Here is a 22097-nt window from a genome sequence, read left to right as displayed (position 1 = left end):
ATCACTCGCGAGACTGTGAGCCATGCGTGTGGCGCCGAAGCAACGCTGTTCATCGCCAATAAGACTTGTCAATTTTGCCAACAAGACGTGTCGTCTCCGCCAACAAGACGCGACCGATGTCGCGAACACGTTGAATTTGCGCAGCTTTATCTTGGATGGTCGGACCGTGGGATGAGGGTGTTCCATCCAACCATCGGCTACTTCGTGCGCCTGCACGCCGCCAATCTCGGCCATTCCGATGACCAAAATGGCGGACGCATCGAGGCTTGTCTTCGACTGCGGAGGACCAGCTTGTCCCGGAGGCTACTTCGCGCCCCATTCTGGACGTCCGAGAGCTCCTTGAGATTTGCTGAAAGCTGCCATTCCTGCCTCCGCCGTGATGTCCGTAGTGAGCAACCGGTCCCAACGCCTTACGAAGCTTCTGCGATCATCGCTATCGACACTTTCATTCCGGGAACCCGTACTGGCATCTTCGCGCCTTGCCGAGCCGGCGGATCAGACGGAAACCACCTTTGCCACTCTTCATTGGCGGCAGCGAAGTCATCTTCGTCGGCGAGTATGAGGGTGGCACTCACAGCCTGGGCCAAACTGCTTCCTGCCTCTTCCAGAATTGCAGCGATGTTGGTGAGGCATTGAGAGACCTGGGCTTGAATCGTTCCATCCACAATCTTTCCCGTAGCAGGATCAATTGGCGCGGTGCCGGAAACGAATACCAGCCCAGCGGCCTTCACCGCCTGGCTGTAGGTCGGAGGGGCGGCCGGAGCGGCAGTGCTGACGATGATCGTTCGCGACATGGGTGCTCCTGACGTGCAATGGGACGCCGGGGTATGGTTTTCTAACATTGGGCCCGCCTACCTCCGCTTGCAAGTATTCCCCTGACCTCAGCTGATAAGGACGGAGAGCACAGCGGCCGGCCCGAATGGGTCGGGTGCCGCCAGTCGGCAAAGCGCCCGTACAGACTTCCAGCGCTGCGAGCTCTGATTCCCGAAGCTGCCGTAGAACCGCTGCAGTAGCCGCTTCCTTGTTTGTGGCCCCCTCGACGAACAGAATGCCACAGGCGGGCGCCGTGCTGCTAGACACGACCGCTCAGCAATTGCCTTTGCGTGGACCTCATCGTCAACTTTCCGAGCGACGCAGTTCGGCTAGGTCGGCAACCTCTTTCAAGAGCTTTTGCAACGCTCGCATTCGCTCTGAATCTATGGCCAAGGACAGGCGCTCGTAGATGCGCTGCATCTCAGGCAGAGCTTCCTGCATGAAGTCCCTGCCAGCAGAAGAGATGGAGATCAACACACGCCGGCCATCGGTGGGGTGACGCGCGATCGCGATAAGTCCCCGCTCCTCAAGCACTTTGATCATGCGGGTAAGGCTGGGAGCCATCACGGCCGACACCTGCGCCAGCTCTAAGGCTTCCATCTCGCCGCCTTCGTAGAGGCTGCGCAAGACGCGCCACTGAGTCTCAGAAACACCCCGAGCGCTGAGCATTGGACGGAAATGCTGCATCAGTGCTTCACGCGCGCGCAACAGCTGAATGGTTAGCGATTCCTGCTCTGCAGATGCGTGCCCCTGTCGTTCTGAAGTCAATCGCCCCCCCCCCTCAACCTGGCATGATGCTGATACGGGCCGCTAGCCACACGCGCAAGCGTATTGACACCCCGTCGCAAATATACTTAACCTGTTAATTATATCGCTGTCGATGGTCAACCGCAACGAGGCGATAGAGGCAAGACGCGCCAAGCGCGATCGGAGGAAAAATGAAAATCACGCTCAAATCCCTGCTCGGTGGGGCGGCCGTGGCTACCCTTGCAACGGTATCGGTCCTGGCGCAGGACGCCGGCAATCTCACACTCGGCTTTCCCGGCGGCGTCGGCCCTACCGACATTCCCGCCATCCTGGCGCTCCAGGAACTAGAGGCGCAGGGCTGGACTACGAACTACATCGAGTTCGATTCGCCTGACATCCAGACGCAGGCGCTGCTCAACGGTGACATTCAGGTCGCCTCGATGGGCCCCGCCACTGTGTTCGCCGCCAACATTGCCGGCGCCGACCTGCGTATCGTGTCGAACAACAACAGCATTGACTTCATCGTGTTGGCCAAGACCGGCATCGAAGAGTGTGCTGATCTAGACGGCGAGATCGTCGCCTATCACTCCACCGGCAGCACCACCACCGCGCACCTCTACCGCTACATCGCCGACAACTGCCCCGAAATCACCCCGAACTACATGGTTCTCTCGGGTTCGGCCAACCGCGCAGCAGCTCTGCTGAACGGGCAGATCGCCGGCACCATCGTGCGCATGGAAGACTGGATCGCTGCGACCGGTGGCGAAGACGAGCGCGCCAAGATCCTGGCTCTGCTCGCCGAGACCCAGTCCACTCTGCTCACCCAGACCATCGTCGTCAGCGCCAAGAACGTTGAAGCCGAGCGCGGTGAAGTGGAAGCCTTTGTCGACGCTCTGCATGCCCAGTTCGCCAAGGTCTACGAAGACCCGGCCGCCTATGCTGAACTCGCTGCTCCGTACCTCGACGGTGCAAGCGTCGAGACTGTCGCTGCCGTGTACGGCGCGCTGGTTGAGTCCGAGCTCTTCCCGAAGGAAAAGGCTCTCAGCCCTGACCAGATCGCAGACACCATCGCTTTCTACGAAGAAGCTGGCCGCGCCGAGCCGGGTGCCCTGACGCCCGAGAACGTCGCCGACTTCACGCTCGCGGATCGGTAATAGCATGGCGGGTTCGATCTCTCCGGCGGTGGGTACCGGACCCGCCGTCTCCGGCAAGCCGATTCACATTCTCAACCTGCGCAAGGATCTAACCGGCCCGCAGGCTCTGGTGGTCCGTATTCTTGCGCTGGTAGTATTTGCCGTTCTCTGGCAGTTCGCGGCTGAGGCTGCGGACTCTATTCTGATCCCGACCTTCACCGAGACCATGGAGGCCATCTACCAGACGGCCTTTGTGACGGGTGAGATCTGGCCGGCGCTCTGGGTCAGCAATCTGCCGCTCATCATCGGTTTTGCCGTGAGCGTCCTGATCTCCGTCCCACTCGGGCTCGCCATGGCCCGTTGGAAGGCGATCGATGCGGCGCTGAGCCCAGTGATTGCTCTTGCGTTGGCCCTTCCAATCGCGCCGCTGATCCCGGTCGTACTGGTTGCCCTTGGCATGGGCATGACGCCTAAGGTCGTCATCATTGTTCTGTTCTCGTGGGTCTTCATCGCCACCAACGTGCGTGCTGGTGCCCGCCGGGTGGATAAGAGCCTGGTAGAAATGGCGCAGAGCTATGGCGCCACTGAAGGCCAGGTCTGGTGGCGCATTCTCATCCCGGGCGCCATTCCCGCAGTGTTTGCGGGTCTGCGCATTGGTCTTGGCCGCGCCTTCGCCGGCATGGTGATCGTCGAACTGATCATGCTGCCCATCGGTATCGGGGCGCTGTTGCTGGACTATCGCGGCGATTTCAAAGCCGGACTGCTCTACGCCACCACCATTCTCGTCATGGTCGAGGCCGTCATCCTTGCGCTGCTGATGCAGGCGCTGGAACGCCGCCTCATTCAATGGAAATAATAATGTCCATCATCTCCGTCTCCGACCTGACTCACCAGTACGCCGTAGAAGGCCGCGAGAAGACGCTGGCGCTCTCGAACGTCAATCTTGAGATCAAAAAGAACGAATTCGTTACGCTGCTTGGCCCCTCGGGCTGCGGCAAGACCACTCTGATGCGCGCCATCGGCGGCCTTGTGAGCCCCACGCAGGGCACCATCACCGTTAATGGCAAGAAGGTCGACGGTCCGAACCAGGACAGCGCCATCGTGTTTCAGAGCTTTGCTCTGATGCCCTGGGCGAGCGTCTTGCAGAACGTGACCTTCGGCCTCGAAATGCGCGGTGTTGGCAACAAGACCGAGCGCGAGCACAAGGCCATGGCAGCCATTGCCCAGGTCGGCCTCAAGGGCTTTGAGAACAAGCTGCCCAAGGAACTCTCGGGCGGTATGCAGCAGCGCGTTGGTCTTGCTCGTGCGCTGGTGGTCTCCACGCCCGTTCTGCTCATGGACGAGCCCTTCGGCGCTCTCGACCAGCAGACCCGCCGTTACATGCAGGAAGAACTGCTGCGCATCTGGCAGGAAGACCAGCGCACCGTGGTCTTCGTGACCCACGACATGGAAGAGGCCATCATGCTGGCCGACAAGGTCGTGCTGATGTCGGCTCGTCCCGGTCGTATCGAGGAAGTCATCGACGTGACCTTCCCGCGTCCGCGCGATCCCGATGCCGTCGAACGTCTGCCCGAATTCGTGGAACTCAAGGAGCATCTCTGGCGCCGTCTGCGACAGGCGCACGAGCTGAACGCGGCATGACCATGAGCTCAGTGGCAATTCAGGGCGATAGCCCGACGGCCGGCTTCGTCCGAGTCATACGCAACATCACCGCGAACTGGATGGGCATGATTGTCATCGCCCTGATCTGGGAAGTCGCCGGGCAGATCTTCCAGCAGCCTTGGCTGCCGCCGCTGTCCCGCGTCTTGACGCGGATGGTGGAGCTGTTCACCACGGGCGGTCTGTCCCAGCACCTCGTGGCCAGCCTATCTTCGCTCGCCATCGGCTTTGCCATCGCCTTGGCGATCGGCCTTGTGGTTGGCGTGCTGATGGGCCTGTTCAACACGATCTATACGGCCCTCGACGTCTATGTGAATGCCATGCTGTTCACACCGGGCCTGATCTTCGCACCAATCCTGTTTGCGATTTTTGGCCTCTCGGACGCGACGCGTATCAGTGTCGTGGTGATCTATGCGGTGTTCATCATCATCATCAACACCGCCGCCGCTGTCCGAAACGTGGACCGACCGCTGATCGAAATGGCTGCATCCTATGGTGCAAACCGTCGTACGACAGTGTTCCGCATCGTCCTGCCCGATGCCTTCCCGCTGATCATTGCGGGTCTCCGCATGGGGGCCGGTCGTGCCGTCAAGGGCATGGTCAACGGTGAGATGTTCATCGCGCTGATCGGCATCGGCGGTCAGGCAGCCCGTTACGGCAAACAGTTCGACTTCACGTCGGTCTGGGCCATCTCGGTGTTCATCATGATCCTCGCCGTTGTCATCAACCAGGTCGTGACCTGGATTGAGAAGCGGCTGACAGCCTGGGTCGACTAGTTCGATCCCTCGGAGAGCGCCGCGCCCCTACGGCGATCTCCATTCCCAATCCCTTTGAATTCTTTTGGATGGAGCGGAGCCATGCCGCATCTGACGGTGGAGTATTCTGCCAATCTGGACGGTTCGGTTGATTTCAACGCGCTGTGCCGGGAGCTCCTTCAGGCTCTGTTGGACAGCGGTCTGGTTGAACGCGGCGCACCGCGTGTTCGCGCCATCCGATGCGATGCCTATGCCATCGCCGATGAACTTCCAGAGAACAGCTTCATCGACATGTCTTTGCGCCTGGGTGCCGGTCGCAGCCAGGACGAAAAACGAAATCTGGGAGAGGCGCTGATCGCCGCCGCCCGACCGCTTCTTGCCGACCAGTTCGCGCAGCCGCACTTCGCCCTGTCGCTTGAAGTGCGCGAGATCGATCCGGACCTGAGCTGGAAGCTCAATACCATGCATGCGCGCCTGCGCGCTCAATAACGGAATGAGACGATGAGCGACCTTCAAACCAATCTTGCCAAGGCTCAGGCCTACCTCGCCCGTTTCCAGCAGGATGGTGTGCTGAACCATATCGCCGGCAAGGCCATGCCTGCTTTGGATGGCACCACGTTCGAAAGCATCTCCCCGGTTGACCTCAAGCCGCTGGCGCGCGTCGCGCACGGCAAGGCCGGCGATATCGATCTTGCGGCCAAGGCTGCCAAGGAGGCCTTCCCGGCCTGGGCTGCCATGAGCGGCAAGGCACGTCGCGCCACCCTTCACAAGATCGCCGACGCCATCGTGGCGCGCGCCGAAGAGATCGCCTTCGTCGAATGCATGGACACGGGGCAGACGTTGCGGTTCATGGAAAAGGCCGCCCTGCGCGGCGCGGAGAACTTCCGTTTCTTTGCCGACAAGGCACCCGAAGCGCGTGATGGCAAGTCCTTGCAGGGTCCGGGCCAGGTCAACATGACCACCCGTCACCCGATCGGTCCGGTGGGCGTTATCACGCCCTGGAACACCCCGTTCATGCTCTCGACCTGGAAGATTGCGCCGGCGCTCGCCGCTGGCTGCACCGTGGTCCACAAGCCGGCTGAATTCTCGCCGCTGACCGCGCGTCTGCTGGTCGAAATCGCGGAAGAGGCCGGTCTGCCGCCAGGCGTGTGGAACCTCGTCAACGGTCTGGGCGAAGATGCGGGCAAGTCCCTCACCGAGCACCCCGATATCAAGGCCATCGGCTTTGTCGGCGAAAGCCGCACCGGCTCGATGATCATGAAGCAGGGCGCCGATACGCTTAAGCGTGTTCACTTTGAACTCGGCGGCAAGAACCCTGTCGTGGTCTTTGCTGATGCCGATCTCGATCGCGCTGCCGACGCTGCCGCCTTCATGATCTACTCGCTTAACGGCGAGCGCTGCACCTCTTCCTCCCGCCTCCTCGTCGAAGAGAGCATCTACGAACGCTTCACCGCCATGGTTGCCGACCGCGCCAGCCGCATCAAGGTCGGGCACCCGCTCGATCCTGAATCCGTGGTTGGCCCGCTGATCCACCCGGTGCACGAGAAAAAGGTGCTCGAATATATCGACATCGCGCAGGGCGAGGGCGCCACGCTTGCTGCCGGCGGCGCGAAGTATGAAGGTCCGGGCGGGGGTTGCTATGTTTCGCCCACGCTCTTCACCAATGTGCGCAACGACATGCGCATCGCGCAGGAAGAAGTATTCGGTCCGGTTCTCTCGGCCATTCCGTTCAGGGACGAGGCCGACGCGCTGGCCATCGCCAACGACGTTCAGTACGGCCTTGCCGGCTATCTCTGGACCTCCGACGTCACTCGGGCCTTCCGCTTCTCTGACGGGCTGCAGGCTGGCATGGTCTGGGTTAATTCCGAAAACTCCCGTCACCTTCCAGCGCCGTTTGGCGGCGTAAAGAGCTCGGGCATTGGCCGTGACGGCGGCGACTGGTCGTTCGATTTCTACATGGAAACCAAGAACATCGCCTTCGCTACGATCCCGCATGCCATTCCCAAGCTGGCGAAGTAGCCATGTTGCCGGAGCTCAAGGATTCAATGCTGCTGCGTCAGGCGGCCTACCTGTCTGGCGAATGGATCGAGGCCGAGGGTCGTAAGTGTCTCCCGGTGACCAATCCGGCCACCGGCGAGACCATCGGCTACGTGCCCGACCTGGGCGTCGAAGACACCCGCCGCGCCATCGAGGCCGCCGAAGTGGCGCGCAAGAGCTGGGCGGCGCGTACCGCCAAGCAGCGCGCCGATCTCCTGCGCGCTTGGTTTAACCTCATGATCGAGAACCGCGACGACCTCGCGGCGATCCTGACGGCTGAACAGGGCAAGCCGCTCACTGAAGCCAAGGGAGAGATCACCTATGGCGCCAGCTTCATCGAGTGGTTTGCCGAGGAAGCCCGGCGCATCAATGGCGACATCATTCCCGGCCACCAGCCGGACAAGCGCATCATGGTGCTCAAGCAGCCCATCGGTGTCGTCGCCGCGATCACGCCCTGGAACTTCCCCAATGCAATGATCACCCGCAAGGTCGGGCCGGCTCTGGCAGCAGGCTGTGCCATGGTGCTCAAGCCCGCCAGCCAGACGCCGTTCTCGGCCATCGCCCTTGCCGTCCTCGCCGAGCGCGCCGGCATTCCGGCAGGTCTTTTCAGCATCGTCACCGGCTCGGCCCGTGTCATCGGCGGCGAAATGACGGCCAATGCGCTGGTCCGCAAACTGACCTTCACCGGATCCACCGAGGTCGGCGCTGAGCTCTATCGCCAGTGTGCCCCCACCATCAAGAAGCTGGGGCTGGAATTGGGCGGCAATGCCCCCTTCATCGTCTTTGACGATGCCGATATCGACGCGGCTGTCGAAGGTGCGCTCATCGCCAAGTTTCGCAACAATGGCCAGACGTGCGTCTGCGCCAACCGGCTCTATGTTCAGGACAAGGTCTACGACGCCTTTGCCGAAAAGCTCGCAAAGGCCGTGGCCGGCCTCAGCGTCGGCAATGGCTTTGACGAAGGCGTCGTGCTGGGCCCGCTGATCGACCACAAGGCTGTCGACAAGGTCGAGGAGCATATCAGTGATGCCGTGGCCAAGGGCGGTGCCATTGTCACCGGCGGCAAACGTCACGCGCTGGGCGGGACTTTCTTTGAGCCCACCGTCATCACTGGCGTAACGCCCGAAATGGCCGTCGCGCGCGAGGAGACCTTTGGGCCTGTGGCGCCGCTGTTTCGGTTTACCGACGAAGCCGATGTCATCGCCCAGGCGAACGACACTGAATTCGGCCTCGCCTCATACTTCTATGCGCGCGACCTCTCGCGTGTGTGGCGTGTGGCCGAGGCGCTCGAATACGGCATGGTCGGGGTCAATACGGGCCTGATTTCTACGGCTGAAGCCCCGTTTGGTGGCGTGAAATCCTCCGGCCTAGGCCGTGAGGGCTCGCGGTATGGCATCGAGGACTTCATCGAACTTAAATATGTATGCTTGGGAGGCATCGAGGCATGACAACGCATTCCCGTCTCGCCACAGTCACGGCAGCCAGCGCGACCCGCTATGGTCTTGTTCTCGACAACGGTTTTGTCGATCTCTCCGCCCGCCACGGTTCGGTCTGGCCGACGCTGCGAGCGGCCATCGAAGCGGGCGCATTGCAGACCCTTTCCGAAAAGGGCGCTGCTCTTGCACCCGACTACAGCCTCGACGAGATCACTTATGAGATCCCGGTCCCAAACGCCGAGAAGATCATCTGCGTTGGCGTGAACTATCCCGACCGCAACGAGGAATATAAGGATGGCCAGGCAGCTCCGCCTAACCCATCGCTGTTCCCCCGCTTTGCCCGCTCATTCGTCGGCCACGGCGTTGCGCTGAACCGGCCCCCGGAATCCGCGCAACTGGACTATGAAGGCGAGATTGTTCTCGTCGTCGGGAAGGGCGGTCGTCGGATCCCCGAAGCGCAGGCGCTCGACCATATCGCCGCGCTGACACTGTGCAACGAAGGCACCATACGCGACTGGGTTCGCCACGCGAAGTTCAACGTCACCCAAGGCAAGAATTTCGACGGCACCGGCTCGATCGGCCCATGGCTGGTACCCTACGTGAACGAGGCGCAGATTGCCGACATTGGTTTTGAAACGCGCGTGAATGGCGAGGTCCGTCAGTCCGACCGTACCAGCCGCATGATCTTCCCCTTCCGCAAACTCATTGCGTATATCTCCACCTTCACCACCTTGGTACCGGGCGATGTCCTCATCACCGGCACGCCGACGGGTGCTGGCGCCCGGTTCGATCCGCCTATCTGGCTTCAGCCTGGCGACGTGGTTGATGTTGAAGCCGAGGGCGTCGGCACTCTGCGCAATACCGTTGCCGACGAGGCGCTCAAATGAGCCTCAGTGCCGCCCAAGTTCGCGAACTTGCTGAAAAACTGTTCGAGGCTGAACGGACCGGAGTGCAGACCCCGGTGCTGAGCCAGTCCTATCCCGATGCTGGAATGGACGAAGCTTATGCCGTTCAGGCGGAGCTCGTCGCGCTCAAGCTCGCTACTGGCCGTGAGACACGAGGCTGGAAGATCGGCCTCACTTCAAAGGCCATGCAGTACGCGCTCAACATCGACATCCCTGACTCGGGCGTGCTGCTGGATGACATGTTCTTCCCAGACAGTGCCACCATCCCGTCTGGCCGCTTCATCCAGCCGCGCGTTGAGGCGGAAATCGCCTTTGTGATGAAGTCGGGGCTCTCGGGTCCGAATGCAACGATCTTCGACGTTCTCAACGCAACGGACTATGTCGTGCCCTCGCTCGAAATCCTCGACACGCGGGTGCAACGCATTGACAAGGAAACGGGCAGGGCGCGAACCATTTTCGACACCATCGCAGACAATGCCGCCAACGCCGGTATTGTGACGGGCGGTCGCCCGATGCGCCCCGACGCCGTAGACCTGCGCTGGATCGGCGCCATTGTCTCCCGCAATGGGCAGGTGGAAGAGACTGGCCTGGGCGCTGGCGTGCTCAATCATCCGGCTGCGGGGGTGGCCTGGCTTGCCAATCGGCTTTCGAGCTATGGTGCCGCCATCAAGGCCGGAGAAGTCGTGCTGTCTGGATCCTTTATCCGGCCCATCGAAGCAGGTCACGGCGACACCATCATCGCTGATTTCGGCCCGATGGGTGCGGTCTCAGTCTTCTTTGAATAGGTACATCATGCCCGTAGCATCCAACCCATTGAAGAAGGCGCTGGCGGAGCGGCGGCTACAGCTTGGTCTCTGGCTGGGCCTGCCCACCGCGACCACTGCTGAACTCTGCGGCGGTGCCGGCTTTGACTGGTTGCTGGTCGACGGCGAGCATGCCCCTTTCGACATCCCTACCATCGCCGCACAACTGCGCGCTCTGGAGGCGTCTACCAGCCATGCCGTCGTGCGCCCGCCGATCGGTGAGACCTGGATTATCAAGCAGTTGCTCGACATTGGGGCGCAAAGCCTGCTCGTGCCCATGGTGGAAAGCGCGGAACAAGCGCGGGCACTGGTCAGCGCAACCCGCTATCCCCCTCGCGGTATCCGCGGGGTCGGTGCGGCACTCGCCCGCGCGAGCAGCTACAATCGCGTGGGTGACTACCTCGCCACAGCCGACAATGAGATTTGCCTCCTCGTTCAGGTTGAAACGCTGAAAGGCTTGGCCAACATAGAAGAGATTGCCGGCATCGAAGGGGTCGATGGCATCTTCATCGGGCCATCAGACCTCGCCGCAGACATGGGCCATTTGGGCAATCCCGGCCACCCCAAGGTTCAGGAGGCAGTGCGCTCGGGGCTGGAGCGCATCATCGGCTCCCGCCAGGCTGCCGGCATTCTGACCGCAGACGAGACGCTTGCGCAGAGTTACATAGACCTCGGTGCAACGTTCGTTGCCGTTGGCACAGACGTAACGTTGCTTAGTCGAGCAACGGCCGAGCTCGCGGCGCGATTTCAGAATAAGCGCCAAAGCTCCACGGCTACCCAAGGCTACTAGTACCCCCTTGGCGGCAGGCGGAGCGATATTCTGTATCGTAACCGACCGCAACGCGCCCCATCCCGGCCATTGGAGCGGCAATCGCGAACTCCCAAAAGCGGACGTTGGCGCCCAGCCCAACGAATGACCAGACTGGGGGTGGACAGCGGACAGGCAGCTTTCAGGCCGTTATTGATAGATTGGCCACGCGGCCATTGGCCAGCAGGAAGACCACAGAGAGCGGCAATCAAGCCACTGCGAACTCGTAGATAAGCCAGTCTTCGCCGTCGAAGTGGTGCGGGTACGAATTGGGCGAGTGAGATGCGACGACTTTGCTCCAAAACTCACTAGCCCCGCCATTCTTCTCGATGACTCCAAGTTGCCATGGCCCTCGGTGGCGCTCGACGATTTGTCGGAAGGCTTCAGACCCCACACCCTTACCACGATAGGCCTTGAGCACGAAGAACTCAGCCATAAAATAACGATTGGGAGCATCGGAGATCGGGCTGCCATCGACTACAAAAGCAAAGCCTGCCAGTTCTGACTTCCTAAAAATCAAGTAGGGATGCTGCCAAAATCGCTCGAAGAAGTCGTACTCAAATCGCCCGTCACGACCCACCGGAAATGGAAGGTCTTCGGTCATGTCGTAGAGGTAGAGTTGAATTAGGTTGGCTATAACTGCCTTGTCGCTGGCTACCGCCTCAACGACCGATACGCTTTGACTTTCTCTCATTCAGGTCTCCTCAACCGAACGATGCATGGGCGTCAGCTTCTGGGCAAGTCATGCCATTAGGCAAAAGACCGCAATGGGGTCGGCAGGTGCCATCGTCCAATCCGAGGCTCAACGGCAGCTATTCTGAGGCTGCCGCCTGAAAGCTGCCGGTCTGCTGTCGGCCCCCCCTTGGCCCCCTCGCCGACGCAAGAACTAGGCAGGTCTCGGGACGACAGCTTTCCGAAGCCTTTGTCTTCAGCTCCCAGCGCCTCGATCTACAGTTGTCGCTGTCTAGGGCTTCTTCACCTGCAGTTTTGCCTGTTCGAGGGACCAGTATTCCATGTCGAACAGGTCGGCTTCGTCGAGGGGGCGGAACGTGCCGTAGCGCTCGGCGGCGTGGACGATGCGACAGGTTTGTTCAGCAAGGTCAGCCGCAATGCCCGCAGCTTTGGCGCCCTTGGCGATGCCGGCGACGCCGTGGCCGCGAACCAGCACCACACGCGGGAGCGGGTCGAGTATGGTCTTGGGCTCGCTCGCACGTGCGGCGTTGCGCTCGAAATAGGCGGTGTACTTGTCGGCATAGGCATCGAGGGCCGCAGCCATTTCCGCATCGGTGGCGCTGGCTTCCAGGATCAGCGGGAAGGGCTTGATGCGGATGACGTGATCTGGAGTTGCGGTGCCGCGATGGGCGACCTCATCTAGGTTCGGCAGCGCCAGGTAGTCGCGAATGGCGGGTGTGGAGCGGAAGTCCCAGACGTGGGCGTCACCGCCGGCGCGTCGATCAAGCTCGCGCTTTAGCATGTCGAGCAGGGCTGCGGGCGCCTCGCGGTCGGTGGCCTGCGGAGCCGCTAGCGACGCGCCGGTGCGGGCGAGTTCGGCCTCGGCGATGGTCACGAAGTCGATCATCAACTCGTAGGACGTCCGAGCATCGGGGCCGAAGGTGAAGAGGCCATGGTTTTCGAGCCAGAGGCCTTCGCAGCTTGGATGTGCGTCGTAGATGCGCGCCCCTTCCATCGAGAGATCGTAGCCGGGCATGACATAGGGCACGAAGGCGACCCGATTCCCGTAGAGGGCCGCGACGCGGTCGCGCATGTCGGCTTGGTTGGCAAGCGCCAATACGGCGCTGGAATGGGTATGGTCGACGAAGGCGTGGTCGATGAAGGCGTGAAGCAGCGCCTCGACCGAGGGATTAGGCGCGGCGGGATCGACCAGGTTCTGCCGCAGCAGCGCGACCATCTCCGGATCGGTTAGAGCCGGACCGTCGCGGGAGGCGAGGAGGGCGGCAAGGCGAACGGCGGGAAGCCCGGGCGCGGCGATGGTGTCGAGGTCCCAGCCGCTGCCCTTGATGTGCATCAGGGGCTCGCCGTCGCCGCCGGTCACCTTGACCGAGGTGTTGCCGCCGCCGTGGAGCACCAGGTCAGGGTCCTGGCCGATCAGTTTCGAAGTGTAGATGCGCAGGCCCAACTGGGGATCGAGCTCGTCACGGCGAGCCTCTTCGGCATAGGAGTGGGCATCGGCGTCGCGCCAGCGGCTGAGCATGGGACTGTCCTTGCGTGAAATGGGCCGCCCCCGAAGGGACGGCCCGGTCGTCATGTCGAGCTCCGACTAGAAGTCGAAGTCGTTGATGTTGTCGGCGGTGAACACGGTGCGCTCGGGCAGCAGGATGATGCCGTTGCCCTCGGCCTCGTAGTCGTAGCCCTGAACGGAGTTCGGCTCGACGGTGATGGTGCCGATGCCAGGCACGTCGAGGCTGTCGCCCACGTTGAGCGGGCCTTCCTTGAGAACGTGCGCGGCAACATGCACCGACAGGGCGCCCTGATCGGTGACGTCCCACAGGCCGAAGCGCTTGATGGTTCCGCGCTCGACATAGGGCCGCATCACGTTCGGTGTAGAGAAGCCGACAATCGTCACGTCATCGCGGCCGAGGTTCTCGGCTGCCTGGGCGGCAGCGGGGAGCGCGTTGGCGTCGGGCGCGAGGATGGCGTCGAGATCGGGATAGGCCTGCAGGATGCTCTCGGCGGTCTGCAGCGACTGCTGGGCATCATTGTAGCCGTACTGAGTGGTGACGATCTCCCAGCCGGGGTGATCGGCTTCGATCTTGGCCTTGGCGGCCGCAACCCAGGCGTTCTGATCGGTCACCGTCGGGCTCGAATAGAAGAACGCGATCTTGGCGTTCTCCTTGGTCACGTCGACTTCGGCCATTTCGACCAGCATGCCGCCGAGCTGCTCGGGCGTACCTTGGTTGATGTAGTAGCTGCGGCACTTGGGATCGACGTCGCTGTCCCAGGTCATCACAAGCACGTCGCGCTGCTTGGCCCGCTCCAGCGCAGGGCAGAGGCCGTCGGGCGACACCGACGACACGATGATGGCGTCATAGCCCTGGTTCACGAAGTTGTTGATGAACTGGACCTGTCCGGAGACGCTCGGTTCGGTCGGGCCGTCATAAGTGACGTTGATGCCCAGTTCCTCGCCGGCAGCCGTGGCGCCGGCACCGCCGCTGGTGAAGAAGCCCACGCCGACGAGCTTCGGGATAAAGGCGATTTCCTGCGCGCTGGCAGCGGTCACGCCCAGGATCGCGGTCATGGCCGTAGCGCCGACTGCGATCGATCTTAGGGTCTTAAGCACTAGTCTTCTCCTCCACGATGAGCTGCGGCGCTGCCGTTCTGGCACTTCTCCCCGCAGCGATGAAATTGGCCATCAAGGCGCCTCCCTGGCGCAGCGCGACCACGACAACCAGCAAGCCTCCCGAAAGAGCGCTGGAAACCTGACTGGACACTCCAGCCATCTGCAAACCCTGCTGCAGGAAACCGATGATGAAGACCGCGATCAGGGTGCCGAGCACCGATCCCTGGCCGCCATAGATGGACGCGCCGCCCAGCACTGCGACCGTGATCGCCGGCAAGAGGGAGGTGGTGCCGAGGTCGACGCGGGCGGAGCCGAAATAGGCCGACAGCATCAGCCCGGCGATAGCCGCCCCGAGGCCCATCATCACATAGGTGGCGAACTGCACCCGCCCGACCGCGATGCCGGAATAGCGGGAGGCGTTCTCGGACTGGCCGACCAGGTAGACGCCGCGTCCGAAGCGCGTGACGTGGAGCGCGACGACGAAGAACACCGCCAGCGCGGCGAACAGCCAGAGCATTGCCGGCAGGCCGAACAGTTCGAGATAACCGAAGCTGGTAAACTCGCCCGGGAAGTTGCCGATGCCCTCGTAGCCGCCGGCACCCACGGCGCCCGACAGGACGGTTGCCGTGCCGCCGAACAGGTACATGGTCCCTAGCGTCACGACGAGAGGCTGAATGCGCGACACATGGATCACGGTCGCATTGAACGCGCCGGCGGCGCCGCCGGTGGCGAGGGCAAGCGCCAGCGACAGCGGCAGCGGCACGCCGAAGAAGTTGGCGACGCCAAAGACAATGGCGCACAGGCCCACCAGCGAGGCGAACGAGACGTCGATGCCGCCGCTGATGATCACCAGGGTCAGCGGCAGCGCCAGGATGCCGATGTGGACGAAGTCGGACGTGCCGTAGATGAGGTTGGAGGGGTTGAGGAACCGGGGGTTGATGATCCCGAAGACCGCAAGCTCGAGGATGAGCACCAGCACCAGGACCACTTCCCAGCTGGAGAAGAAGCGCTTCATTTCCGGGACTCCGGGTTGGCCGAGGGCGTCGCCGCGTGGTGGGTGCTGGCGTAGCGCTTGGCGCGGATGCGGGCATTGACCGCCATCCGCACCCGCCCGTCGACAAAGATCACGAGCAGCAGGATGGCGCCGGCAATGAAGTCGTTCCAGAAGGCGGGGATGCGCAGGAAGACGAGTGCGCTGTCGATCGCGGTGAGGAAGATGACGGCGACGAAGACGCCGACCGCCGAGCCGACACCGCCGAGGAGGCTGACGCCGCCGAGCACGTTGGCAGCGATGGCCTTGAGTTCGATGCCGCTGCCGGCCTGGTTGGGAATGAAGCCGATCTGGGCGGCAAAGACGATGCCGGCGAGGGCAGCGCAGATGCCAGCCGCGACGAAGGCGAGGAACTCGATGGTGCGGACGGGAATGCCCAGGTGACGGGCCGCCTCGCGATTATCGCCCACGGCAAAGAGGAAGCCGCCGCGCCGGGTATGCCGCAGGAAGAACCAGAGCAGCGCAAACACCGCCAGGACCAGCAGCGTCAGGACGGAGCCGCCCCAGCCAAGATCGCCCGCCAGCGCCTTGATGCTTTGCGGCAGGGCTTCGATCCACCGGCCGCCGGTCATGGTCAGCATCAGGCCGCGGAACAGGCCGAGCGTTCCCAGCGTCGCAACGATGGACGGCACACGGAAGCCGGCGACCAGCAGGCCGTTCACCGCTCCGGCCAGTGCACCCGTCGCCACACAGAGGGCGATTGCGACGGGCAGCGCCATCCCGGCAGTTAGGGCCAGACCCAGCACCGCCGCCGACAATCCCAGCACGGAACCACTCGATACATCAATGTTACGAGTGATGATCACCAACATAGTGCCGGCAGAAACCAGCAGCAGCACGAGGCTGTTGGCGACGACCACGGAGACCGTTTTGGCCGAAAGGAAACCTGGAGCGGCGATACCGACCACGAGGAAGATGGCGACCGTGATGATCAGGAGCGTGGCGATGCGGTTGCGGGCGAAGAATTCAAACAAGGCTGACCTCCTGAACCCCGAAGGCCAACTGCCCGATGGCTTCGACCGGGGAACCGCCGGGCAGTTCGCCGGCGAGACTGCCGAAAGCCATGACCAGGATACGGTCGGCGAGTTGCACCACTTCGTCGAAATCTGAGGAGATCAGCAGCACCGCCACACCTTCGCGGGCGAGATTGCGGATGATGGCATAGATGTCGTTGCGGGCTGCGACGTCGACGCCGCGCGTCGGCTCGTCGAGGATGAGCACACGCGGCTTGGCGGCAAGGCACTTGGCCAACAGCACCTTCTGCTGGTTGCCGCCCGAAAGGCGCCCGGCCGATTGTCCCGGGCCCTCGCACTTGATGCCCATGGCCTCACGGAATTCGCCGAACATCTGGCGTTCGTGTGCCGGCCGCAGCATGAACGGCTGCCGATGCATGATGTAGGAAGAGGCGTTCCAATAGAGGGGCGCTTCGAGGAACAGTCCGTATTGCTGACGGTCCTCCGGCAGGTAGACGAGGCCGCGGTCGATGCATCGGCGTGGGGAGGGCTGCGACAGTTCGGCGCCGTCGAGCGCTACCGCGCCGCCATGCACGGGACGAAGGCCGAAGATGGTCTCGGCGAGTTCGGTGCGACCAGCGCCGACCACACCGGCGAGGCCGACGATCTCGCCCGCACGAATGGCGAAGGAGATACGCTGGAAGCCTTCGCCGGACAGGTCGCTGAGCTGCAGCCGCACTTCTTCGGTGCCCGAGGAGGCAACCGGCGCCGGAGCGGCCACGGCCTGCGTGGTGCGGGTCATTGCCGCCACGATCTCGCTGTCGGTGTAGTCGGCGATCGGGCCGCTCAACACTGTCGCGCCGTCGCGCAGCACCGAAATGTCATCGCAGATCTCGCGGATTTCCCGCAGCTTGTGCGAGATGAAGAAGATGCCCACCTGCTCGCGCGCCAGGTCGCGCATCCGCTTGAACAGGGCGGCGACCTCGTGTGGCGTCAGCGCGGACGTCGGTTCGTCGAGGATGAGGATCTTGGAGTTGCGGATCAGCCCGCGCAGGATTTCGACGATCTGACGATCGGCGACTTCAAGCGTCGCTGCCTGGGAGTCGAGGTCAAGCTTGACCTCGAGTTGGCTTAGCAGGCTCTCCACCCGCGGGCGCAGTTGCGCTGGCGACCGATCCAGACCCATGCAGATGTTCTGCAGCACGGTCTGGTTCCCAAAGATGTGCGCTTCCTGCGGGACGAGGTAGATGCCGAGCCGCTGCGCCTTGGCGGCGGACGGGCGGTCCATAACTGTTCCATCGACGGTGATGGTCCCCTGGTTGGGGACGACCAGACCGGCGATGATCTTCATGAGGGTGGACTTGCCGGCGCCGTTGCCACCGAGGAGGGCGTGGATCTGCCCGGCACGCAGCGAGATCGATACGCCTTTCAGCACGGCCGCGGCGCCATACCGTTTCCAGACGTCACGAACGTCGATTAGCGGGCGCGCAGCGCTGACCATGGACATCGTCCTCCTCCTCATCAAGCCATCATATCAAATGCACAGCGTCAATGCATTTGTTCACTATGACTGCTCCTCTGGTGGGTCGTCCCGCCGCGAACGGCGCTACAACAGCCATATGAACGCGCTTGACGCGAACATTTGTAGCTGAAAGATTGCATGTGATCAGAGGAGGGGGCCTGTGAACGATCAACTGTCCGAGGCTGACAGCGAAGAGGAAGTGTTGGCCCGCGTCGCGTGGTACTACTACCATGACGGCCTTACCCAGAACGAGATCGGGGACCGGCTGAACCTCAACCGGATCAAGGTCTCGCGCCTTCTGGAACAGGGCCGGCGGACCGGTGTGATCGACGTTAAGATCAACTCCCGCTATCAGGGTTGCCTTATGCTGGAAGACGGGCTGCGGCGGCACTATGACCTCGCCGATGCCTGCGTCGTTCCTGCGTTGCCGGGGGGCACCGAGAGCGAGCGCCTCGGCCAGGCCGCAGCACAATACCTCATGCAGCGGCTGCGGCCGGGCGACTTGCTGGCCGCAGGGTGGGGCGCGACCGTCAGCAATGCCATCCAGCGCCTCGGGCACGTCGCCAACGAGCGCAATGTGGGCCTTGTCAGCATGACTGGCGGGGTCGGGACCTATGTCGACGGCATGCGCGCCGCCCATTGGGGCAGCAATGTCCATCTGGTGCCCGCGCCCCTCGTCGTGCGGGATCCGGCCGTCGCGACGGCGCTCTCCACGGAGCCGGCCGTGACCAATCTCCTCGAGATGGCGCTCGATGCCAGCTACCAGCTGGTCGGCATCGGCGAACTATCCCAAAGCTCGACGGTGGTGCGCTCCGGCTACGTGTCGCCATCGGAAATCGAGCCGTTCCGCCGCAAGGGCGCGGTCGGCGACATCCTGTGCCGGTTTTTCGATGAGAGCGGTCGGGTGCTGAACCTGCCGTTCCACGACCGGGTGATCGGCGTGAAGCTCGAAGCGCTTGCGAAGTCGCAGAAGGTCGTTGCCGCTGCCGGTGGCGCCGGCAAGGTGCCGGCGATCCGCGCCGCCCTGCTCGGCAAGTTCGCATCCATCCTGATCACCGACGAGGACACTGCACGATCCTTGCTTGAAACCGCGGAGGGGGCGTGATGCCACGCTATTTTCTAGCCATTGACGCCGGTACCGGCAGCGGTCGCGCCCTCCTGTTCGACGACCGTGGAGTCCAAAAGGCGGTCTCGCAGGGGGAATGGTGGCACAAGCCGGATCCACGGTTTGAAGGGTCGATGGATTTCGACCTTGCGGGCAACTGGGCGCTGCTGTGCCGCTGCATCCGCAACGTCATCGCCGAGACCGGTATCGACCCAAGCGACATCGCCGCGGTCAGCGCCACAAGCATGCGGGAAGCCATTGTCGCGTATGACAGCACCGGCAAGGCGATCTGGGGCTGCGCCAATGTCGACAGCCGCTCCGTCGATCAAGTGCGTCGCCTCCAGACTGAACGTCCTGACCTCGAGCGCGAACTCTATGCGCTAAGTGGGCAGACCTTCGCCCTCGGCGCCTTGCCACGCCTGCTCTGGCTCAAGGAGAACCTGCCCCAGGTGTTCGAGCGTGTCTCGAAGGTATCGCTGATCTCGGACTGGATCCTGGCCGAGCTTTCCGGCGAGATCGTCTCCGAGCCGTCCAACGGTGGCACGACCGGGCTGCTGTCGCTGGTCGAACGCCAGTGGCTGCCAACTCAGCTGGAGAAGGTCGGCCTGAGTTCGTCTATCCTGCCGCCTGTCCTTGAACCCGGCCAGCGCGTTGGGCACGTGACGGCCGTGGCGAGCGAAGCCACAGGGCTGCGCGCCGGTACCCCGGTCGTGGTCGGCGGCGGCGATTGTCAGATCGGAACGGCGGGGCTTGGGCTTGTCCGCAGCGGGCAATGTGCCGTGCTTGGCGGCACGTTCTGGCAGCAGATCGTCAACGTGCCGCAGGACATCGTCGACCCCGACATGAACCTGCGGCTCAATCCGCACGTGGTGCCTGGTCTCAACCAGGCTGAGGCCATCAGCTTCTTCGTCGGCGCGGCGATGCGCTGGTTCCGTGACGCCTTCGGCCAACGTGAAATGGCGCGCGCCGCCGAGACGGGTGCCGATGCCTATACGCTACTGGAACAAATGTCGCAGTCGGTGCCACCGGGCGCGTACGGCATCATCCCGATCCTCTCGGACGTCATGCACTACGGGCGCTGGTACCATGCTGCGCCTTCGCTGCTGAACCTGTCCATCGATGCCGAAAAATCCGGCAAGGCTGCCATCTTCCGCGCCCTGCAGGAAAATGCCGCCATTGTCTCGGCGCGCAACCTCGAGGCGATCTTTGCGCTCAGCCGAACCCGGCCCGAGCAGATCGTGTTTGCGGCTGGAGCGGCAAAGTCGGCCCACTGGGCGCAACTGCTCGCCACGGTAACCGGCGTGCCGGTGGTGACGCCGAAGGTGAAGGAAGCTACGGCCCTTGGTTGCGCCGCCGCCGCTGCGATCGGAGCCGGCGCCTTTGCCGACTTCGAGGAATCCGCAGAGGCGTGGGTCACCTGGGAAGCTCGCTTCGAGCCGGACCCCGCATTGAAGCCAGTTTACGACGAGGCCGGCGAGCGCTGGGCAAAGGCCTATCGCGCACAGCTGGCGCTGGTCGACGAGGGGGTCACCACCTCGATGTGGAAGGCGCCGGGCCTTTAAGCCCGAACACATTCAGAAGAAAGGTCTACTATGCTTATTCAAATGGTGCGGATCGAAGTCCAACCCGACCACGTCGACGAATTCCTGGCGGCTTTCCGCATCAACTATGTCGGTACGAGGGAGGAGCCGGGCAACCTCCGCTTCGACGTGCTGCGCGACCCGGAAGCCTCGAACCTCTTCTTCGTTTACGAGGTATTCAAGTCCAAGGAAGCGCTTGAGGAGCATCGCAACACGCCGCACTACCAGGAGTGTGTTCGGCGTATCGATCCGATCCTGACAGGGTCGCGCACCAAGCAGTTCTTCGACCCGGTTATGGCGGACTTCCTCGCGGAGGCCTAAATCGACCGTCTCAATTGTCCGGACCAGACTGCGTGACGCCTCCAGCATCTCCCATTCGCCTCGGCTCCATCGACGAGCTGCGCTTCTCTGCCGTTCTTGCCGACCTCGACGGGGTGGTCTACCGGGGCGACGAGGCCATTCCCGGGGCGGTGGATCGCTTGCGCTCCTGGCGAGAGCGCGGTGTTCCTTATTGCTTTGTCACCAACAACGCGGAGAAGTCGGCCGAGCAGTTCGCGGAGAAGCTGATGCGGTTGGGCGTGCCTTGCACGCCCAATGAGGTGGTGACCTCGGCCGATATCGCCATCGCTCATCTCGAAGCACACTATGCGGCCGGAACCGGGGTCTTCTGTGTCGGCTCCGCCTCTCTCCGTGAGCGCGTTGAGGCCCACGGATTTGAGCTGTCGGCTGATGAGGCGAAGGTGGTGCTGGTTGGGCTAGATCGGGAGTTCAGCTACGATAAGATGGCGATTGCCGTCCGGCGCGTGCTTGCCGGCGCCAGCCTCGTCGCCACCAATGCGGACCTGTTGCGCCCCATCCACGGCACGTTTGAGCCCGGGGCAGGGGCGATCCTGCAGTCTATAGCCGCATCCGCAGGTGTGACGCCCCGTAGTCTGGGCAAGCCTTCTCCAGAGATCGCGCATGTCGCGCTCGCGCGGATCGGCGCACGACTGGAGGACAGCATTCTGATCGGCGATCAGCTAGAAACGGACATTCTGACGGCCAGAACAGCGGGCATTCGCTCCGTGCTTGTGGAAACCGGAGTTCCGGCAAAGCACGGCAGCCACATTGTTCCCGACTATGTCCTCGCAAGCTTGTAGGTGTCGGTGCCGTTTCGCTTCCTTACACTCAGGACTGGCGAAGGCAGCCTTCAGCGGCAAGGGCCAAGTGGCAGCTTCTGTTGTAGTTGGTCTTCAAAGCTGCCTGTCTGCTTTCGGCCCCCTATGCGCCCCGCCACGCGCACCGCTAAATGGCGCTTCGCACGAGCTGCGAAGGCTCTCGCATCCTAGGCGCACAAGATCGTAGCACGGCGGGGGGCTGTGCAAGTGGAGACACAACCCTCACATCATCGAAGGGGGTCAGCAAGGGGTGTAGCCGTCAGTCCGATAGGCAGGTGGTGCCGACGGCCGCGTCGGCCAGAAGCGGACTTGTTGATTGAACGGTTTAGCAGATC

General features: G+C 62.7%; 22 protein-coding genes. 14 read left to right on the top strand and 8 right to left on the bottom strand.

The features are described from left to right. Positions 1–410 precede the first annotated feature (410 nt). Together ACFSX5_RS06205 and hpaR are read right to left on the bottom strand one after the other, a co-directional pair. Positions 411–794: a RidA family protein gene (locus tag ACFSX5_RS06205; RefSeq protein WP_386832417.1), complete on the bottom strand. Its 384-nt coding sequence runs from the start codon at positions 792–794 to the stop codon at positions 411–413. A gap of 322 nt (positions 795–1116) precedes the next feature. Continuing rightward, complete coding sequence (gene hpaR / locus ACFSX5_RS06200; protein ID WP_386832416.1) at positions 1117–1581, bottom strand: homoprotocatechuate degradation operon regulator HpaR; 465 nt, start codon at positions 1579–1581, stop codon at positions 1117–1119. A 170-nt stretch (positions 1582–1751) separates the two neighbouring features. Between hpaR and ACFSX5_RS06195 the strand changes: the two genes are divergently transcribed. From ACFSX5_RS06195 to hpaI, 10 genes are all read left to right on the top strand, one after another. Continuing rightward, positions 1752–2714 carry an ABC transporter substrate-binding protein gene (locus ACFSX5_RS06195; protein WP_386832415.1) on the top strand — a complete coding sequence of 321 codons (963 nt, stop codon included), beginning with the start codon at positions 1752–1754 and terminating at the stop codon, positions 2712–2714. Positions 2715–2718: 4 nt separating this feature from the next. Next, positions 2719–3549, top strand: a complete 831-nt coding sequence (locus ACFSX5_RS06190) for an ABC transporter permease (RefSeq protein ID WP_386832414.1) — start codon at positions 2719–2721, stop codon at positions 3547–3549. A 2-nt stretch (positions 3550–3551) separates the two neighbouring features. Beyond that, positions 3552–4334 carry an ABC transporter ATP-binding protein gene (locus ACFSX5_RS06185; RefSeq protein WP_386832413.1) on the top strand — a complete coding sequence of 261 codons (783 nt, stop codon included), beginning with the start codon at positions 3552–3554 and terminating at the stop codon, positions 4332–4334. Further along, the gene (locus tag ACFSX5_RS06180) at positions 4331–5128 is read left to right on the top strand and encodes an ABC transporter permease (RefSeq protein WP_386832412.1); all 798 of its coding nucleotides are present in this window, start codon (positions 4331–4333) and stop codon (positions 5126–5128) included. The genes ACFSX5_RS06185 and ACFSX5_RS06180 overlap by 4 nt, the downstream gene beginning before the upstream one ends. 81 nt (positions 5129–5209) lie before the next feature. Further along, positions 5210–5596, top strand: coding sequence for a 5-carboxymethyl-2-hydroxymuconate Delta-isomerase (locus ACFSX5_RS06175; protein ID WP_386832411.1), 387 nt, complete (start codon positions 5210–5212; stop codon positions 5594–5596). A 12-nt stretch (positions 5597–5608) separates the two neighbouring features. Continuing rightward, positions 5609–7126 (top strand): 5-carboxymethyl-2-hydroxymuconate semialdehyde dehydrogenase, encoded by a 1518-nt coding sequence (hpaE, locus tag ACFSX5_RS06170; protein ID WP_386832410.1) that lies wholly within the window; start codon positions 5609–5611, stop codon positions 7124–7126. 2 nt (positions 7127–7128) lie between these two features. Next, positions 7129–8592 (top strand): NADP-dependent succinate-semialdehyde dehydrogenase, encoded by a 1464-nt coding sequence (gene gabD / locus ACFSX5_RS06165; RefSeq protein WP_386832409.1) that lies wholly within the window; start codon positions 7129–7131, stop codon positions 8590–8592. Then, the gene (locus ACFSX5_RS06160) at positions 8589–9467 is read left to right on the top strand and encodes a fumarylacetoacetate hydrolase family protein (protein WP_386832408.1); all 879 of its coding nucleotides are present in this window, start codon (positions 8589–8591) and stop codon (positions 9465–9467) included. The genes gabD and ACFSX5_RS06160 overlap by 4 nt, the downstream gene beginning before the upstream one ends. Next, positions 9464–10270: a 2-oxo-hept-4-ene-1,7-dioate hydratase gene (hpaH, locus tag ACFSX5_RS06155; RefSeq protein WP_386832407.1), complete on the top strand. Its 807-nt coding sequence runs from the start codon at positions 9464–9466 to the stop codon at positions 10268–10270. The genes ACFSX5_RS06160 and hpaH overlap by 4 nt, the downstream gene beginning before the upstream one ends. A gap of 7 nt (positions 10271–10277) precedes the next feature. Continuing rightward, positions 10278–11078 (top strand): 4-hydroxy-2-oxoheptanedioate aldolase, encoded by an 801-nt coding sequence (gene hpaI, locus ACFSX5_RS06150; protein WP_386832406.1) that lies wholly within the window; start codon positions 10278–10280, stop codon positions 11076–11078. Positions 11079–11304: 226 nt separating this feature from the next. On the opposite strand, the gene ACFSX5_RS06145 is transcribed toward hpaI, so the two are convergent. From ACFSX5_RS06145 to lsrA, 6 genes are all read right to left on the bottom strand, one after another. Then, complete coding sequence (locus tag ACFSX5_RS06145) at positions 11305–11790, bottom strand: GNAT family N-acetyltransferase (RefSeq protein ID WP_386832405.1); 486 nt, start codon at positions 11788–11790, stop codon at positions 11305–11307. A gap of 270 nt (positions 11791–12060) precedes the next feature. Next, positions 12061–13308 carry a class II aldolase/adducin family protein gene (locus ACFSX5_RS06140; RefSeq protein ID WP_386832404.1) on the bottom strand — a complete coding sequence of 416 codons (1248 nt, stop codon included), beginning with the start codon at positions 13306–13308 and terminating at the stop codon, positions 12061–12063. Positions 13309–13374: 66 nt separating this feature from the next. Further along, a complete protein-coding gene (lsrB, locus tag ACFSX5_RS06135; RefSeq protein WP_386835589.1) occupies positions 13375–14373 on the bottom strand; it encodes an autoinducer 2 ABC transporter substrate-binding protein LsrB in 999 nt (332 codons plus the stop codon). A gap of 13 nt (positions 14374–14386) precedes the next feature. After that, positions 14387–15409: an ABC transporter permease subunit gene (locus tag ACFSX5_RS06130; RefSeq protein ID WP_386832403.1), complete on the bottom strand. Its 1023-nt coding sequence runs from the start codon at positions 15407–15409 to the stop codon at positions 14387–14389. After that, positions 15406–16419, bottom strand: coding sequence for an ABC transporter permease subunit (locus ACFSX5_RS06125; protein WP_386832402.1), 1014 nt, complete (start codon positions 16417–16419; stop codon positions 15406–15408). The genes ACFSX5_RS06130 and ACFSX5_RS06125 overlap by 4 nt, the downstream gene beginning before the upstream one ends. Next, entirely contained in the window at positions 16412–17905 is a 1494-nt protein-coding gene (lsrA, locus tag ACFSX5_RS06120; RefSeq protein WP_386832401.1) for an autoinducer 2 ABC transporter ATP-binding protein LsrA, read from the bottom strand. The genes ACFSX5_RS06125 and lsrA overlap by 8 nt, the downstream gene beginning before the upstream one ends. A gap of 175 nt (positions 17906–18080) precedes the next feature. Here lsrA and ACFSX5_RS06115 point away from each other — a divergent pair, with 175 nt between their 5' ends. The 4 genes from ACFSX5_RS06115 to ACFSX5_RS06100 are packed head-to-tail and all read left to right on the top strand — an operon-like array spanning position 18081 to position 21744. Beyond that, positions 18081–19025 carry a sugar-binding transcriptional regulator gene (locus ACFSX5_RS06115; protein WP_386832400.1) on the top strand — a complete coding sequence of 315 codons (945 nt, stop codon included), beginning with the start codon at positions 18081–18083 and terminating at the stop codon, positions 19023–19025. Continuing rightward, positions 19025–20587, top strand: a complete 1563-nt coding sequence (lsrK, locus tag ACFSX5_RS06110; RefSeq protein WP_386832399.1) for an autoinducer-2 kinase — start codon at positions 19025–19027, stop codon at positions 20585–20587. The genes ACFSX5_RS06115 and lsrK overlap by 1 nt, the downstream gene beginning before the upstream one ends. Positions 20588–20617: 30 nt before the next feature. Continuing rightward, positions 20618–20926, top strand: coding sequence for an antibiotic biosynthesis monooxygenase (locus ACFSX5_RS06105; protein ID WP_386832398.1), 309 nt, complete (start codon positions 20618–20620; stop codon positions 20924–20926). 32 nt (positions 20927–20958) lie between these two features. Beyond that, entirely contained in the window at positions 20959–21744 is a 786-nt protein-coding gene (locus ACFSX5_RS06100; RefSeq protein ID WP_386832397.1) for an HAD-IIA family hydrolase, read from the top strand. Positions 21745–22097: the final 353 nt, after the last annotated feature.

Origin of the sequence: Devosia albogilva (assembly GCF_042685625.1) — a bacterium.
Taxonomy (GTDB): domain Bacteria; phylum Pseudomonadota; class Alphaproteobacteria; order Rhizobiales; family Devosiaceae; genus Devosia; species Devosia albogilva.
The sequence above is the reverse complement of the archived record's forward strand: the minus strand, read 5'-3'. Positions and strand labels throughout refer to the sequence as shown.